Origin of the sequence: Microbacterium testaceum, assembly GCF_003075375.1 — a bacterium.
In the GTDB taxonomy this organism is placed as follows: domain Bacteria; phylum Actinomycetota; class Actinomycetes; order Actinomycetales; family Microbacteriaceae; genus Microbacterium; species Microbacterium testaceum_E.
This window is the reverse complement of record NZ_QDFT01000017.1, coordinates 51133-66568: the sequence shown is the minus strand read 5'-3', so window position 1 is coordinate 66568 and position 15436 is coordinate 51133. Positions and strand designations below refer to the sequence as shown.

The window sequence follows — 15436 nt, the reverse complement described above, 5'->3', positions numbered from 1 at the left end:
CTACGCTAGCTCGACACGCCCGGGAAGACGGGGATGCCGGCACGCATCGGCACGTCGCGGGCCGCGCTCACGGCTCGTCGTCGTCGTCCTCCCAGCGCCAGCGCGGACCGCGCGAGCGCGAGCGCACGAGGAAGACCCCGATAAGACCGGCGGCCAAACCGGCCAGCGCGACGACCGGACCGGCGAAGCCGAGGGCGACGCTGCCCGCCGCGGCCACCCCGCGGGCCAGGTCGGCTCCGCTGACGAGGGCCCCGACGACGATGCCGACGACCTCGCCCACGTAGGCCCCGATCGCGCACGGCACGGCCGTGAGGTAGCCCGGCGGATCAGCCCGCAATCCCCACCACAGCACGCCCGCGAACGCGCCGAGGGCACCGAGCTGGCCGAGGACGCCGGGCACGGCGCCGAGCCCGCGGACGGGGATCACGTCGGCGTCGAGCACCAGGCTCGTGACGCCCAGCGCACCGATCGAGAGCGCGATGAACGTGATGGCCGCGAAAACGACCGCGACCGGCGGGGTCACCCCCGTCGGTCGCGGATCGTCGGTCATGTCGCGGGTCTCAGCGCTGGGCGAGCTGAGGCCCCGCCTCGAGGGTGCGCTCGTACTCGCGCTGGGCCTCGGCGTTGATCTCGGTCACGCGGCGGCCTCGGGCCGAGACCCACGCACCGAACCAGATGGTGAGCTCGCGTCCGAGCACGAAGGCGACGATCGCGAACGGCGCGAGCACGTTGTCCTGCAGCAGCTCGAGCGACTGGCGTGCCGTGATCATCCAGAACGGTGCGGCCAGGAGCACGCCGAGCAGGTGTCCCGCCCACGCGACGACGCCGACGACGAGGCCCCAGACGACCCAGTGGCCCCAGCGTCCGCGGTTGATGAGGGCGCCCAGGAACCAGAAACCGAGGTAGAACGCCACCGTCGGCACCCACAGGCCCCAGGTGGTCAGCGCGGACAAGGCCTCCTGGCCCAGATCGGCGACCTGCACCCGTCCCGTCAGCAGGCCCAGACCCAGCGAGGCCGCCAGGTAGAGCACGGCGAACGCCAGGGCGGCGAGAAGACCGATCGCCCCGGCCGCTCCGCGGTTGCCGCGCGGGCGCGGCGCCTCGGGGGCCTGCACGAAGATCGGCTGGGCGCCGCCGTACGCGCGCGTCGGCTCGTCGTGGGCGGCGGTTGCCGCCGCGGCGGCTCCGGCCCCGGCGACGGCGGCACCGGCGACGGGGGCCGCGGTGGTCCGGGAGTCGTCGTGCTGCGCGGTCTCGTACCGGCGGGTGTCGGCATCGGTGGCGTCCGAGGTCTGCGCGTGCTCGGGCTCCGCGGAGGCGGCGTAGGCGGCCCAGCGCGCGTCCTCGTCGTCGAGATCGACCGACGACGATCCGACCGAGGTCGCGGCGCTGCGCGGCTCGACAGGCGAGGCGTCGTGCACGACGGGCGCGGCCTGGTCGCGGCGCTCGGTGACGGCGGCGTCGGACCGACGCTCGTGCTCCTCGCGCTCGTCCCAGGCGGCTTCGGCAGCCTGCGGGTCGACGGCGTCGCGGCGAGCCGCCTCGGCGTCGGCGAGACCCTCGTTGGCGCGACCGACGACGTCGTGCGCCTGGTCTTTCGGCTCGGCGACGGGGTCGCCGTACGAGTCCTTGGGTTCAGCGACGGGGTCGCCGTACGACTGGTGGTCGCTCATGGGATCTCCTCACGCGGTGCTAGCGGCGTCAGGCTATCCCGGGAAGGGCGACCCATCGGGGAGGCGTGCCGTCGGATCTGCGTCTCGACCGTGTCGGCCCCTCGGCTTAGGGTGTTCCCATGGCCCGTCCCCCGCTTCGCACGTCGGCCGCGATCGTCCTCGCCGCGACCGCAGCGATCGCGCTGAGCGCCTGCGCGCCGGACGCCGACGAGGCCGCTCCGCCGGCGTCGGCCCCCGTCGTCTCGACCAGCCCGACGCCCATACCGACCATCACGCAGACGGCGACAGCGGTGCGCCTGCCCGCCGACTGCAAGGCCATGCTCTCGGCCGACGTGCTCGCGCAACTGGGGACGACACCGCTGAACGACCCGTCGCTCGGACCGTCCGGCGTCCAGTCCGACGGGTCCCTCATCTGCATCTGGCGCGATCCCGCCGCCGACACCACGGGCTTGACCACGACCATCTCGGGAATGGACCGCGGCCCGGCCCTCGACATGCTCAACGAGCTCGTCACGACGCAGGGCTTCAGCTGCTACACGCCCGACGCCGGCACCCGCTGCGAGAAGACGTGGATCAACGACGCGTATCCCGTCAACGACGGGCGCACGCTCTACTGGCGCGACGATGTGCTGATCGACACCCAGTACTCCAACCTCGCCCCGACCGGCTACACCGGCAGCATCATCGCGTCGATCTTCGGCTGATCCCGCCGCCCCGCCCGCACGGCTCGGCGCACGACGGATAGGCCGGTCGACCGGCCACCACGCGCGTCAGCGGCCGAAGAAGGCGTGGGATGCCACCACCGCGGCGTAGTCGGTCGGCATCCACCCCACGAGGGTCGATGACACCCATCGATCGCCGCGCAGGTCGTGCACCTCGGTGACGTCCGCCGTCGAGCGCTCGCAGTGCTGGACGTTGGCGGCGGTCCTGCACGCGAACCCCTGCGACGCCAACGTGGACGTGACCGCGGCGACCGCCTCGGGCGCCACCGTCGACACCGTCGTCTCGAGGGAGCGACCACCCTCGCCGCGCCAGTGGCACGTCACGACCACCGTGGGGGCGGCCGCCGCGGCAGCCTCGGGGGTCGAGGCGGGCGGCGTGCGGCGCTGCGACAGCAACGCCTCGGGCGACCACACGAGCGAGGACCACAGCGGCTGCGAGTACAGGTGGCGGCAGTCCGCCGCGGGGGTGGGAGGTGGGCCCTGGTCGGCCGGGACCGGAGCGCTGGCGGCGCGCAGGGTGTCGCCCACGAACGCGACCGCACCGGGGACGCCGGGAACGGCGAGCACCACCATCGCCGCGACCGCCGCCACGCAGAACAGCCCCGCCGGCCATGCCAGCCACAGGCTGCGTCCACCGATCCGGGCCATGCGTTCCTCCACATCCACGGTAGGGGAACTCCCCCGCCCGGACCCGCTCCCGACACGCCGCCGGACGCCGCTCGACGCCCGATCGTCACCGCGCGGACACGACGAAGGCCCCCGGCGCGAGCCGGGGGCCTTCGAAGGATCGGGGATATGGCATCCCCGGTTCGGGAGGGAGCCGGACGAGCGGCTCCCTCCCTCGATCAGTTGTAAGTTCCGGGCGTGTAGTCGTCCGTCGAGAAGCTGTCGAAGTCGACGTAGCTCAGGTCGGCGTCGCTGTACGCGCCGTCCGAGGCGAAGATGCGGTTGGGGTACCGCTCGCTCTTGGCCTCTTCCGTCGCCTCGACCGTGACGTTGCGGTACTTCGCAAGTCCGGTTCCGGCGGGGATGAGCTTTCCGATGATGACGTTCTCTTTCAGGCCGACCAGCGGGTCGCTCTTGCCCTCCATGGCCGCCTGCGTCAGGACGCGGGTGGTCTCCTGGAACGACGCCGCCGACAGCCACGACTCGGTCGCGAGCGACGCCTTCGTGATACCCATCAGCTCGGGACGACCCGACGCGGGGCGCTTGCCCTCGCCGACCGTCTCGCGGTTGATGGTCTGGTAGCGCTTGAAGTCCACCAGCTCACCGGGCAGCAGGTCGGTGTCGCCGTGGTCGACGACGGTGACCTTGCGGAGCATCTGTCGGACGATGACCTCGATGTGCTTGTCGTGGATCGGCACACCCTGCGAGCGGTACACGCCCTGGACGCCGTTGACGAGGTACTTCTGCACCTCGCGGGCACCCTGCACGCGCATGACCTCCTTGGGGTCGAGCGTTCCGACCTGGAGGGGCTCGCCGACCGAGACGTGCTGGCCGTCCTCGACCAGGAGCGTCGCGCGCTTCAGGACGGGGTAGACCACCGGCTCGTCGCCGTTGTCGGGCGTGAGTATGACCTTCTTGGCCTTGTCGGTCTCGTCGATGGTGATGCGACCGTCGGCCTCGGCGATCGGGGACGCACCCTTGGGGGTACGGGCCTCGAACAGCTCCTGCACGCGGGGCAGACCCTGCGTGATGTCGTCGGCCGACGCGGAACCACCGGTGTGAAAGGTACGCATCGTCAGCTGGGTACCGGGCTCACCGATCGACTGGGCCGCGATGATGCCGACGGCCTCGCCGATGTCGACGATCTTGCCGGTCGCGAGCGAACGGCCGTAGCACTTCGCGCAGACGCCGACGGCCGAGTCGCAGGTCAGCACGGAGCGGACCTTGATTGTCTCGACGCCACCGGCGACCAGCTTGTCGATGAGCACGTCGCCCACGTCGTCGCCGGCCTCGGCCAGCACGGTGCCCTGCGCGTCGACGACCGCCGTGGCGAGCGTACGGGCGAACACCGAGTTCTCGACGTTGGCGTCCTTGACCAGCGAACCGGTCGAGTCGGCCGCGGCGATCGGGAGCTCGAGGCCCTTCGACGTGCCGCAGTCCTCTTCGCGGATGATGACGTCCTGCGAGACGTCGACCAGACGACGCGTGAGGTAACCCGAGTCGGCCGTACGCAGGGCCGTGTCGGCCAGACCCTTGCGGGCACCGTGCGTGGCGATGAAGTACTCGGCGACCGACAGGCCCTCGCGGTACGAGGAGATGATCGGACGCGGGATGATCTCACCCTTGGGGTTGTTCACCAGACCACGCATACCCGCGATGTTGCGGATCTGCAGCCAGTTACCACGGGCGCCCGACGAGACCATGCGGTTGATGGTGTTGTCGGCGGGGAAGTTGTCCCGCATCGCCTTCTGGACCTCGTCCGTGGCCTCGGTCCAGATCTTGATGAGCTCCTGACGACGCTCGGCGTCGGTGGTGAGACCCTTCTCGTACTGGCCCTGGACCTTCGCGGCCTGCTTCTCGTAGCCGGCGACGATCTCCGCCTTGTTCGGCGGGGTGAGGATGTCGCTCAGCGCCACCGTGACACCCGAACGGGTTGCCCAGTAGAAGCCGGCGTCCTTGATGCGGTCGAGGGATGCCGCGACCTCCACCTTGGGGTACTCCTCGGCGAGCTTGTTGACGATCTGCGACAGCTTGCCCTTGTCGGCCTGTTCGCGCACGAACGGGTATCCCTTGGGAAGCGTGTCGTTGAAGATCGCCTGGCCGAGCGAGGCGTCCACGAGACCGTGGGTCTCGTAGCCCTCGGGAGCCTGGCCCTCGAGGAAGGTCAGGCCAGGGATGCGGATGCGCGCCTTGGCCTGCAGGTCGAGGGTGCCCTCGTCCTTGGCCAGGATCGCCTCGCCCACCGAACCGAACGCACGGCCCTCGCCCACGGCACCCTCCTTGAGGGTGGTGAGGTGGTGCAGACCGATGATCATGTCCTGCGAGGGCAGGGTCACCGGACGGCCGTCCGACGGCTTGAGGATGTTGTTCGACGCGAGCATCAGCACGCGGGCCTCGGCCTGGGCCTCGACCGACAGCGGCAGGTGGACGGCCATCTGGTCACCGTCGAAGTCGGCGTTGAACGCCGCGCACACGAGCGGGTGCAGCTGGATCGCCTTGCCCTCGACGAGCTGGGGCTCGAACGCCTGGATGCCGAGACGGTGCAGGGTGGGTGCACGGTTCAGCAGCACGGGACGCTCGCGGATGATCTCTTCGAGCACGTCCCAGACCTCGGGACGGTAGCGCTCGACGGCGCGCTTGGCGGCCTTGATGTTCTGCGAGTGGCCGAGGTCGATCAGGCGCTTGATCACGAACGGCTTGAACAGCTCGAGAGCCATCTGCTTGGGCAGACCGCACTGGTGGAGCTTGAGCTGGGGTCCGACGATGATGACGGAACGGCCCGAGTAGTCCACGCGCTTTCCGAGCAGGTTCTGGCGGAAGCGACCCTGCTTTCCCTTGAGCATGTCGCTCAGGGACTTCAGGGCGCGGTTGCCGGTACCGGTGACGGGGCGACCACGGCGGCCGTTGTCGAACAGCGCGTCGACGGCCTCCTGCAGCATGCGCTTCTCGTTGTTGACGATGATCTCGGGGGCACCGAGGTCGATCAGGCGACGGAGGCGGTTGTTGCGGTTGATCACACGACGGTAGAGGTCGTTCAGGTCGGAGGTCGCGAAGCGGCCACCGTCCAGCTGCACCATCGGGCGCAGCTCCGGCGGGATCACCGGAACGACGTCGAGCACCATCGAGGCCGGCGACATGCCGGTCTGCAGGAACGAGTTGACGACCTTCAGGCGCTTGATCGCACGGATCTTGCGCTGGCCCTTGCCCTCGGAGATCTGCAGGTGGAGGCTGTCGGCCTCGGCCTGCAGGTCGAAGGTCTCGAGGCGACGCTTGATCGACTCCGCGCCCATGTGGGCCTCGAAGTACTGACCGAAACGGTCCTGGAGCTCGTGGAAGACGTCGTCCTCGGGCTTGAGGGCGCCGACCTCGAGCGTGCGGAAGTCCTCCCACACGCGCTCGAGCTTGGCGATCTGCTCGTCCGCGTTCTTGAGGGCCGCCGTCATGTCCTTCTCGGCGGCGTCCTTGACCTTCTTCTTCTGGTCGGCCTTGGCGCCCTCCGCCTCGAGGGCGGCGAGCTCCTCCTCGAGCTTGGCCAGGCGCGCGGCGATGCGGGCATCGCGGCGGTCGCCGAGCGTCTTCAGCTCGAGACGGATGTTGTTCTCCTGCGTGGCCAGGTCGCGGTGACGAGCATCCTCGTCGACCGAGATGACCATGTAGGCGGCGAAGTAGATGACCTTCTCGAGGTCCTTCGGCGCCATGTCGAGCAGGTAGCCCAGGCGCGAGGGCACGCCCTTGAAGTACCAGATGTGCGTGACGGGCGCGGCGAGCTCGATGTGGCCCATGCGCTCGCGACGGACCGAGGACTTGGTGACCTCGACGCCGCAGCGCTCGCAGACGATGCCCTTGAAGCGCACGCGCTTGTACTTGCCGCAGGCGCACTCCCAGTCGCGGGAGGGTCCGAAGATCTGCTCGCCGAAGAGACCGTCCTTCTCGGGCTTCAGCGTGCGGTAGTTGATCGTCTCGGGCTTCTTGACCTCACCGAAGGACCAACGACGGATGTCGTCGGCGGTGGCCAGACCGATACGGATCTGATCGAAAGTGGTTGATTCGAGCACTGGTTCTCCTGTGTCGGAATTCTCTGAAATCTGAGCTGGGTCGCTGAGCTGAAAGCTCAGATCTCGTCGATCGACGAGGACTCGAAGCGGCTGGAGATGTTGATGCCGAGCTCTTCCGCGGCGCGGAAGGCGTCGTCATCCGTGTCGCGCAGGTTGACCGCGGTGCCGTCTGCCGAGAGGACCTCGACGTTCAGGCAGAGCGACTGCATCTCCTTCATGAGCACCTTGAAGGACTCGGGGATGCCGGGCTCCTGGATGTTCTCGCCCTTGACGATCGCCTCGTACACCTTGACGCGGCCGAGGATGTCGTCGGACTTGATCGTGAGGAGCTCCTGCAGCGCGTACGCGGCACCGTAGGCCTCGAGCGCCCACACCTCCATCTCACCGAAGCGCTGGCCACCGAACTGGGCCTTACCGCCGAGCGGCTGCTGGGTGATCATCGAGTAGGGGCCCGTCGAACGCGCGTGGATCTTGTCGTCGACCAGGTGGTGCAGCTTCAGGATGTACATGTAGCCGACCGAGATGGGCGCCGGGAACGGCTCGCCGGAGCGACCGTCGAACAGCAGCGTCTTGCCCGAGGAGTCGACCATGCGGTCGCCGTCGCGGTTCGGGATCGTCGAGTCGAGCAGACCCGCGATCTCGGCCTCGAAGGCACCGTCGAACACCGGGGTCGCGACCTTCGTGCCGGGGGCGGCCTCGCGGGCCGACTCGGGCAGCTGGGCGGCCCACTCGGGGTTGCCCTCGACCTTCCAGCCCTGCTGGGCGATCCAGCCGAGGTGGAGCTCGAGGACCTGACCGAAGTTCATTCGACCGGGGATACCGAGGGGGTTGAGGATGATGTCGACCGGCGTGCCGTCGGGCAGGAAGGGCATGTCCTCGATCGGGAGGATCTTGGCGATGACGCCCTTGTTGCCGTGGCGGCCGGCGAGCTTGTCGCCCTCGGTGATCTTGCGCTTCTGGGCGATGTAGACCACGACGCGACGGTTGACGCCCGAGCCGAGCTCGTCGTCGCCGTCCTCGGCGTTGAACTCCTTGACGGCGATGATCGTGCCCTGCTCGCCGTGGGGCACCTTCAGCGAGGTGTCACGGACTTCGCGGCTCTTCTCGTTGAAGATCGCGCGGAGCAGGCGCTCCTCGGCGCTCAGCTCGGTCTCGCCCTTGGGCGTGACCTTTCCGACGAGGATGTCGCCGGGACGCACCTCGGCGCCGATGCGGATGATGCCGCGGTCGTCGAGGTCCTTCAGCAGGTCGGGGCTGACGTTGGGGAGGTCACGGGTGATCTCCTCTTTACCGAGCTTGGTGTCGCGCGCGTCGACCTCGTACTCCTCGATGTGGATCGACGACAGCGTGTCGTCCTTCACGAGGTCCTGGCTGAGGATGATGGCGTCCTCGAAGTTGTGACCCTCCCACGTCATGAACGCGACGAGGAGGTTCTTTCCGAGGGCGAGCTCGCCGTTCTCGGTCGCGGGACCATCGGCGATGACCTCGCCGGCCTCGATGCGCTCTCCGGCCGAGACGACCACGCGCTGGTTGTACGAGGTGCCCTGGTTCGAGCGGTCGAACTTGCGCAGGAAGTAGTCCTGCGTGCCGCCCTCGTCGAGCTGGATGGTCACGACGTCGGCCGAGACCTCGAGCACCACACCGGCCTTGTCGGCGGTGACGACGTCACCGGCGTCGATGGCCGCGAAGCCCTCCATACCGGTACCCACGACGGGCGACTCGCTGCGCACGAGCGGCACGGCCTGGCGCTGCATGTTCGCACCCATGAGGGCGCGGTTGGCGTCGTCGTGCTCGAGGAACGGGATGAGCGAGGTCGCCACCGACACCATCTGGCGCGGCGAGACGTCCATGTAGCCGATCTCGTCGACGGGGAAGAGGTCGACCTCGCCACCCTGACCGCGGCGGGCGAGGATGCGGTCCTCGACGAAGTGGCCGTCGGCCTGCAGGGCCACACCGGCCTGAGCGACGATGTGGTCGCTCTCTTCGCTGGCGGTGAGGTAGTCGATCGTGTCGGTCACGCGGCCGTCGACGACGCGGCGGTACGGCGTCTCGATGAAGCCGAACGCGTTGATGCGCGCGAACGACGCGAGCGAGCCGATCAGACCGATGTTCGGACCTTCGGGCGTCTCGATGGGGCACATGCGGCCGTAGTGCGAGGGGTGGACGTCACGGACCTCGACGCCGGCGCGCTCGCGCGACAGACCACCGGGACCCAGGGCCGACAGGCGGCGCTTGTGGGTCAGACCCGCGAGCGGGTTGTTCTGGTCCATGAACTGCGACAGCTGCGAGGTTCCGAAGAACTCCTTGATCGCGGCGACGACGGGGCGCACGTTGATCAGGGTCTGCGGCGTGATCGCCTCGATGTCCTGCGTGGTCATGCGCTCGCGGACGACGCGCTCCATGCGCGACAGACCGGTGCGGACCTGGTTCTGGATCAGCTCGCCGACGGCGCGGATGCGACGGTTGCCGAAGTTGTCGATGTCGTCGGTGTCGAGACGGATCTCGGCGGCCGAGCCGTTGCGGGTGCCGTCGAAGGTGACGTCGCCGCGGTGCAGGCGCACGAGGTACTTGATGGTCGCGACGATGTCGTCGACGGTCAGCACCGAGTCGCTGAGCGGCTTGTCGAGGCCGAGCTTCTGGTTGATCTTGTAGCGACCCACCTTGGCCAGGTCGTAGCGCTTGGCGTTGAAGTAGAAGTTGTCCAGCAGCGCGCGGGCGGCCTCGGCGGCGACCTGCTCGCCCGGACGGAGCTTGCGGTAGATGTCGCGGAGCGCGTCTTCCTTCGTGAGGATCGTGTCCTTCGACAGCGTCTCTTCGATCGAGTCGAAGCCGCTGAACTCGGCGAGGATGTCCTCGCTGGTCAGGCCGAGGGCCTTGAGGAAGACGGTGACCGACTGCTTGCGCTTGCGGTCGATGCGCACGCCGACCTGGTCGCGCTTGTCGATCTCGAACTCGAGCCAGGCACCGCGCGAGGGGATGACGCGCGCCGAGACGATGTCCTTGTCGGAGGTCTTGTCGGGCGTCTTGTCGAAGTAGACACCGGGCGAGCGCACGAGCTGGGACACCACGACACGCTCGGTGCCGTTGATGATGAACGTGCCCTTGTCGGTCTGGAGCGGGAAGTCGCCCATGAAGACCGTCTGGGTCTTGATCTCACCGGTCTGGTGGTTCATGAACTCGGCCTCGACGTAGAGCGGGGCCGCGTACGTCTTGCCGCGCTCCTTGCACTCTTCGATCGAGTACTTCTCGGGCTCGAGGTAGGGGTTGGTGAACGAGAGCTGCATGGTCTCGCTCAGGTCCTCGATCGGGGAGATCTCTTCGAAGATCTCTTCCAGACCGCTGATCTCGGGCACGTCGGTGCGACCGGCGGCCTGGGCCTCGGCGACGCGCGCCTTCCAGGCCTCGTTACCGACGAGCCAGTCGAACGACTCGGTCTGCAGGGCCAGCAGATCGGGAACGGTCAGCTTGTCGGAGATCTTCGCGAACGAGAGGCGGGATGCTCCGCGTCCGCTCTTGGGGGTGGTGGTGGTGGATGCGTTGCTCGCAGCAGCCAAGGGAATAACCTCCAGAAGCCCGGGCGAGGGGCTCGTGATTCCTTGTCGTCAGGTGGAGTGCGTTCCTGCCCCGAAAACCTGCTCGTCGCACGCCGCGGTGAAGCGGGGACGGACAGGCTCAGCCGACCACCATATGAGGGCAGGGGGAATCGAGGAGCGCAAAGTCCAAGCATACGCGGGAGGACTCGCCGTGTCCAGTCCAATTCTTGACGCGTCTGCGGACCTGCGGTATAACCGCGTGCGCCCGTCCGGCATTCCCCCGACCGACCGCGTCAGCGGCCCCGGAACCGCACGAGATCACCCGGACGCGCCTGCGCGAGGGCATCGAGAGCGGCATCCGGAACCACACCGATCACGGGGTACCCACCGGTCACCGGACCGTCGGCCAGCAGGACGACGGGGCGACCGTGCGGGGGCACCTGGATCGCGCCGGGGCGCATCGCCTCGCTCGGCAGCTCGTGGTGGCGGAGGCGATCCAGCACCGGTCCGTCGAGCCGGATGCCGACCCGGTCGGCGCGCGACGACACCGTCCAGCTCGCGCGCGTCAGGGTCGACCACGCCGAGGGGGCGAACCAGTCGGCGCGCGGGCCCTCGCCGACGGGGACGTCGACGCGCGCGGGCGGCACCGTCCACGGGAACGCGTCGACGACGGGCACGGCACCGGCGGGCCGACCGAGGCTCAGCACATCGCCGGCGGCGAGGGGCGCGCGCCCGAGCCCCGCCAGCGAATCGGATGCCGCGGACCCCAGCACGCGCGACGAGAGCACACCCCCGCGCGCGCCCAGGTACAGACGCACCCCGGCGCGCGCCACGCCGATGTCCAGCTCGGCGCCCGCGGCCAGACGCACCGGGGCGTAGGCGGGCACGGGGACGCCGTCGATCCGGAGATCGGCGAGCGCGCCGGTGACGGCGACCCACGTGTCGCGCTCGGCCCGCACGCGCAGGCCGCCGAGCACGACCTCGACGCCGGCGGCCGACTCGGCATTGCCCACGAGCCGGTTCGCCACGCGCAGGGCGCCACGGTCCAGGGCTCCCGAGCGCGCCACCCCCAGCGCCGCGCGGTGCGGACGGCCGAGGTCCTGGATCGTGGCGGAGGCCCCCGGCGCGAGGATGCGCAGCGAGGCCGGGGGGACGGCATCCACCCGCTCTTCTCGAGCACCCGACGCGACGCGCGACACGGGAGGAGGGGATGCCGCCGCGGCGAGCGCCCGCGACGGAACGAACCGCACGCGAGCGCGCGGGGGCAGCAGCACGGGGCGGGCGGCATCCGGGTCGAAGAGACGGACATCGGTCGTGGCGAGCAATCGCCACCCGCCCGGCGTCTCGCGGGGGTAGGCGCCGGTGAACTCTCCCGCGACGCCGACGGCGCCCGCCGGCACCCGCGTGCGGGGCGCCGCCAGGCGCGGGACGTCGAACCTCCAGTCAGGACTGACCAGGTAGGCGAAACCCGGCGCGAAGCCCGTGAAGGCCACGGTCCACTCGGCGGCCGCGTGCCGCGCCACCAGCTGGGCGACGGTCAGGCCGAGCAGCTGGGCGGTGTCGGTGAGGTCGGCTCCGTCGTAGCGCGCGGGGATCTCGACGAGCGGCCCGGGCGCCGCGGCCGGAGCGGTCGCGGACCCCGCGGCGCGGATCCATGCGCGCACGGCGGGGGCGCTCAGGCGCGAGGGGTCGAAGGCGACGAGCACCGTCCGGGCGGCGGGGACCAGCTCGTCGATCCCGGGCGGCGGGTCCGCGGCGAGCGCCGCGTGCAGCGAGAGCACGGAAGAGAGGTCGGCGACCTCCGCGAGGATCGCCCGCTCCCCCATCGCCCGCAGCGTCACCACGGCGCGCGGACCTCGACACCCGCGTCGTCCAGGGCCGCCCGGACCGCCCGCGCCATCGCGACCGCGGCCGGGCTGTCGCCGTGCAGGCACAGCGACGCGGCGTCGACCGCGACGAGCGTGCCGTCGATCGCGACGACCTCGCCGTCGCGCACGAGGCGGACGGCCCGCTCGGCGACGTGGACCGGGTCCTCGAGCAGGGCCCCGGGCTCGCCGCGCGGGACGAGCCCCCCGGCGGCGGTGTACCCGCGGTCGAGGAACGCCTCGCGCACGAAGGGCAGACCCGCGGATGCCGCGGCCGCCGTGATCGCTCCGGGAAGGCCGAGCACCGGCAGAGGCCGCCCCAGCGCAGCCGACAGATCGGCGACGGCGGCGACGACGGCCCATGCCTGATCCGCATCGTCGACGACCGCGTGATAGAGCGCGCCGTGGGGTTTGACGTAGCGGACGTCGGCGCCGGCGGCGACGAGGGCGGACAGCTGCGCCGACACGTCGGCGCGGAGCGCGAGCGGCTCGGGGTCGCGACGCACGCGACCGAAGTGCGCTCTGTCGTCGTACGAGGGATGCGCCCCCACGGCCACGCCGAAGCGCGCGGCCCGCGCGACCGCCTCGCACATCGAGTTCTCGTCGCCCGCGTGGCCCCCGCAGGCGACGTTGGCGCTGCTGACGACGGCGAACAGGGCCTCGTCGTCGGCGGTCGGCATCCCGTCGACGGTCTCGCCCAGGTCGGCGTTGAGGTCCACGCGCATGTCGCCACGGTACCGCCGCCCCGCCCGCGTCCGCCGGTCGGGCTGGACCCCTCCTGCGGGGCGCCCGGCTAGCGTGGAGCCATGGCACGCATGCGCATCGAACCCGACGACGCCCCCACCGCGCGCCTCTCGGACGGCACGCTCGCGCGCGTGTCGCCGTCGGGTTTCGTCTCGGGTTCCGAGCTCGTCGTGGACGGCACGCCCCAATCGCACGTCGATCTCGACGACCCCACCCACCTGCATTTCGAGTACGTCGCGCGCATGGGCGCCGTGATCGATCGACTGCGGATGCCGGGACAGCCGCTGACGGCCGTGCACCTCGGCGCGGGCGCGCTCACCCTTCCCCGCTACGTCGAGGCGACGCGTCCGGGCTCGCGCCAGCAGGTCATCGAACTGGAACCGGCGCTGTGGGATCTCGTGCGCGAGAACCTCCCCCTGCCTCGCAGTGCGTCGATCCGGGTCCGCATCGGCGATGCCCGCGCGGGCCTGTCGCGGCTTCCGGCCGGTCTCACCGGCGCGGTCGACCTGCTCGTCAGTGACGTCTACTCGGGGGCGCAGACCCCCGCCCACCTCACCACCGTGGAGTTCTACCGCGAGGCGGCGGCCCTGCTCGCCCCGGACGGCGTGCTGCTGGTCAACGTCTCGGACGGGCCCGGTCTCGCCTTCGCGCGCCGCCAGGTCGCGACCGTACGCGAGGTGCTTCCCGAGGTGATCGTCCTGGCCGAGGTGCAGGTGCTCAAGGGCCGCCGCTTCGGCAACCTGGTCGTCGCCGCCTCCGCGGCCCCGCTCCCCGTCGAATGGCTGCCCCGTCTCATGGCGGCCGGCCCCCACCCCGCGAAGGTCGCGCAGGGCAGCGAGATCGACGAGTTCGTCCGCGGATCCCGCCCCGCCGTCGACGGCGACGCGACCCCCTCGCCGAAGCCCTCGGCATCCATCTTCGACCGCTGACGCGAGCGTGATCGGGCCTCGACCGCGTGGCGAGTCGACCGACGGGCCGAGCGCGGCGCACACTGGTAGTCCTGCTGGACCGAGAGGAGCGCCGGTGAGCTACATCCACGGGTACGACCCCGACACGTTGCGCGAGGTCACCGACTCTCGCGAGTGCGCGGAGCGTCTCGAAGAGATCGGCGAGCAGCGCAGTCTGCACGCCCTTCTCGAGCGGGTGTGGCTGCTGAAGGTGCTCGACCGCTTCGACGAGGCCCTGTCGATCTCGGAGCAGTCCGTGCGCGTGGCCCGCATGGCGGGGACGCGTCGCGACCTGCTGCGCGCGCGCATCCTGCACGCCACGATCATGCAGTGCCGCGGCGCCTACGCCGCCGCCGAGCAGGAGCTGACCATGTGCGCCGAGGAGGCCGAGGGTCAGGGCTGGGCGAGCATCGCCGCCTTCGCCCTGCAGCACCGCGGCAAGGTGCACTACGACGAGGGCGACTACGAGTCCGCGCGTCGCGACTTCAAGCAGGCGCTGTTCCTGCGCCAGAACGCCGGCGCCACCGACAAGCAGCTCGAGTCGACCCTGCTCGCCATCGACGCGGCGGACCGCCGTCGCACGCGCGAGGTCGTCGCGAGCTGAGTGTCGGACCCCCCGCCTAGGATCCCGGACATGTCCGAACTGCAGCGCGTACGCACGTGGGCCGAGGCGCTGATCGCCCTGCACCTCGACGCATCGTGGTCGTTCGCCTTCGACAACGCCAAGCGGCGCGCGGGGCTGTGCGACTACGGGCGCAAGCGCATCAGCGTCTCGCGCTACCTCGCCGCGCGCTACGACGACGACACCAATCATCAGACGCTCCTGCACGAGGTCGCGCACGCGCTCGCGGGCGTCGGCGCCGGGCACGGCCCGGCGTGGAAGCGCACGGCCCGCGACCTCGGTTACGTCGGCGGCACGACCCACGCCGGAGAGACCGCGAACGAGCTGGCCCCCTGGGTGGGCACGTGTCCCGCGGGCCACATCGCGTACCGGCACCGCCGTGCGACGCGCCCCACCTCGTGCGCGCGGTGCGCCCCCTCGTTCGACCCGCGATTCGCCCTGTCGTGGGAGCGTCGCGACATCAGCCCCGCGACGAGACTGGCGGCGGCGACGCCGCGGTGAGGCGCTCGCCCCGTTCCGCGAGCGGGCAGCCCGCGGTGGGTGCATGACGCGGTGAGGCGCACGCCCCGTTCCACGAACAGACCGGCCGCGGCGGGTGCATGACGCGGT

At 70.5% G+C, this 15436-nt stretch carries 11 protein-coding genes; 4 read left to right on the top strand and 7 right to left on the bottom strand.

All coding sequences use genetic code 11. The annotated features are described in order from the left end of the window. Positions 1-67: 67 nt before the first annotated feature. A complete protein-coding gene (locus tag DC432_RS08730) occupies positions 68-550 on the bottom strand; it encodes a hypothetical protein (protein WP_108318883.1) in 483 nt (160 codons plus the stop codon). A 10-nt stretch (positions 551-560) separates the two neighbouring features. Further along, the gene (locus DC432_RS08725) at positions 561-1673 is read right to left on the bottom strand and encodes an ABC transporter (protein WP_116537520.1); all 1113 of its coding nucleotides are present in this window, start codon (positions 1671-1673) and stop codon (positions 561-563) included. 119 nt (positions 1674-1792) lie between these two features. Here DC432_RS08725 and DC432_RS08720 point away from each other — a divergent pair, with 119 nt between their 5' ends. Beyond that, the gene (locus tag DC432_RS08720; protein ID WP_116537519.1) at positions 1793-2377 is read left to right on the top strand and encodes a hypothetical protein; all 585 of its coding nucleotides are present in this window, start codon (positions 1793-1795) and stop codon (positions 2375-2377) included. Positions 2378-2443: 66 nt separating this feature from the next. Here the strand turns inward: DC432_RS08720 and DC432_RS08715 are convergent, their stop codons facing one another. The 5 genes from DC432_RS08715 to DC432_RS08695 all read right to left on the bottom strand — a co-directional run bounded on the left by DC432_RS08715 (position 2444) and on the right by DC432_RS08695 (position 13239). Then, positions 2444-3043, bottom strand: coding sequence for a hypothetical protein (locus DC432_RS08715; RefSeq protein WP_116537518.1), 600 nt, complete (start codon positions 3041-3043; stop codon positions 2444-2446). A gap of 197 nt (positions 3044-3240) precedes the next feature. After that, positions 3241-7116 (bottom strand): DNA-directed RNA polymerase subunit beta', encoded by a 3876-nt coding sequence (gene rpoC / locus DC432_RS08710; protein WP_116537517.1) that lies wholly within the window; start codon positions 7114-7116, stop codon positions 3241-3243. A 56-nt stretch (positions 7117-7172) separates the two neighbouring features. Further along, positions 7173-10670: a DNA-directed RNA polymerase subunit beta gene (locus DC432_RS08705; RefSeq protein WP_108318053.1), complete on the bottom strand. Its 3498-nt coding sequence runs from the start codon at positions 10668-10670 to the stop codon at positions 7173-7175. Between the two features lie 272 nt (positions 10671-10942). Next, positions 10943-12493 carry an urea amidolyase family protein gene (locus DC432_RS08700; protein WP_243393080.1) on the bottom strand — a complete coding sequence of 517 codons (1551 nt, stop codon included), beginning with the start codon at positions 12491-12493 and terminating at the stop codon, positions 10943-10945. Next, positions 12487-13239 carry a 5-oxoprolinase subunit PxpA gene (locus DC432_RS08695; RefSeq protein WP_116537516.1) on the bottom strand — a complete coding sequence of 251 codons (753 nt, stop codon included), beginning with the start codon at positions 13237-13239 and terminating at the stop codon, positions 12487-12489. The genes DC432_RS08700 and DC432_RS08695 overlap by 7 nt, the downstream gene beginning before the upstream one ends. Before the next feature lie 81 nt (positions 13240-13320). Between DC432_RS08695 and DC432_RS08690 the strand changes: the two genes are divergently transcribed. From DC432_RS08690 to DC432_RS08680, 3 genes are all read left to right on the top strand, one after another. Next, entirely contained in the window at positions 13321-14187 is an 867-nt protein-coding gene (locus DC432_RS08690) for a spermidine synthase (protein ID WP_116537515.1), read from the top strand. 94 nt (positions 14188-14281) lie between these two features. Then, entirely contained in the window at positions 14282-14809 is a 528-nt protein-coding gene (locus DC432_RS08685) for a hypothetical protein (protein WP_108319155.1), read from the top strand. Between the two features lie 30 nt (positions 14810-14839). After that, complete coding sequence (locus tag DC432_RS08680; RefSeq protein ID WP_116537514.1) at positions 14840-15328, top strand: SprT-like domain-containing protein; 489 nt, start codon at positions 14840-14842, stop codon at positions 15326-15328. Positions 15329-15436: the final 108 nt, after the last annotated feature.

What these genes read in the sequence shown, in the direction of transcription:
- DC432_RS08695 (WP_116537516.1), bottom strand. Translation starts at nt 13,239, where the DNA reads ATGCGCGTGGACCTCAACGCCGACCTGGGCGAGACCGTCGACGGGATG.
- DC432_RS08730 (WP_108318883.1), bottom strand. Translation starts at nt 550, where the DNA reads ATGACCGACGATCCGCGACCGACGGGGGTGACCCCGCCGGTCGCGGTC.
- DC432_RS08715 (WP_116537518.1), bottom strand. Translation starts at nt 3,043, where the DNA reads ATGGCCCGGATCGGTGGACGCAGCCTGTGGCTGGCATGGCCGGCGGGG.
- DC432_RS08680 (WP_116537514.1), top strand. Translation starts at nt 14,840, where the DNA reads ATGTCCGAACTGCAGCGCGTACGCACGTGGGCCGAGGCGCTGATCGCC.
- DC432_RS08690 (WP_116537515.1), top strand. Translation starts at nt 13,321, where the DNA reads ATGGCACGCATGCGCATCGAACCCGACGACGCCCCCACCGCGCGCCTC.
- DC432_RS08725 (WP_116537520.1), bottom strand. Translation starts at nt 1,673, where the DNA reads ATGAGCGACCACCAGTCGTACGGCGACCCCGTCGCTGAACCCAAGGAC.
- DC432_RS08720 (WP_116537519.1), top strand. Translation starts at nt 1,793, where the DNA reads ATGGCCCGTCCCCCGCTTCGCACGTCGGCCGCGATCGTCCTCGCCGCG.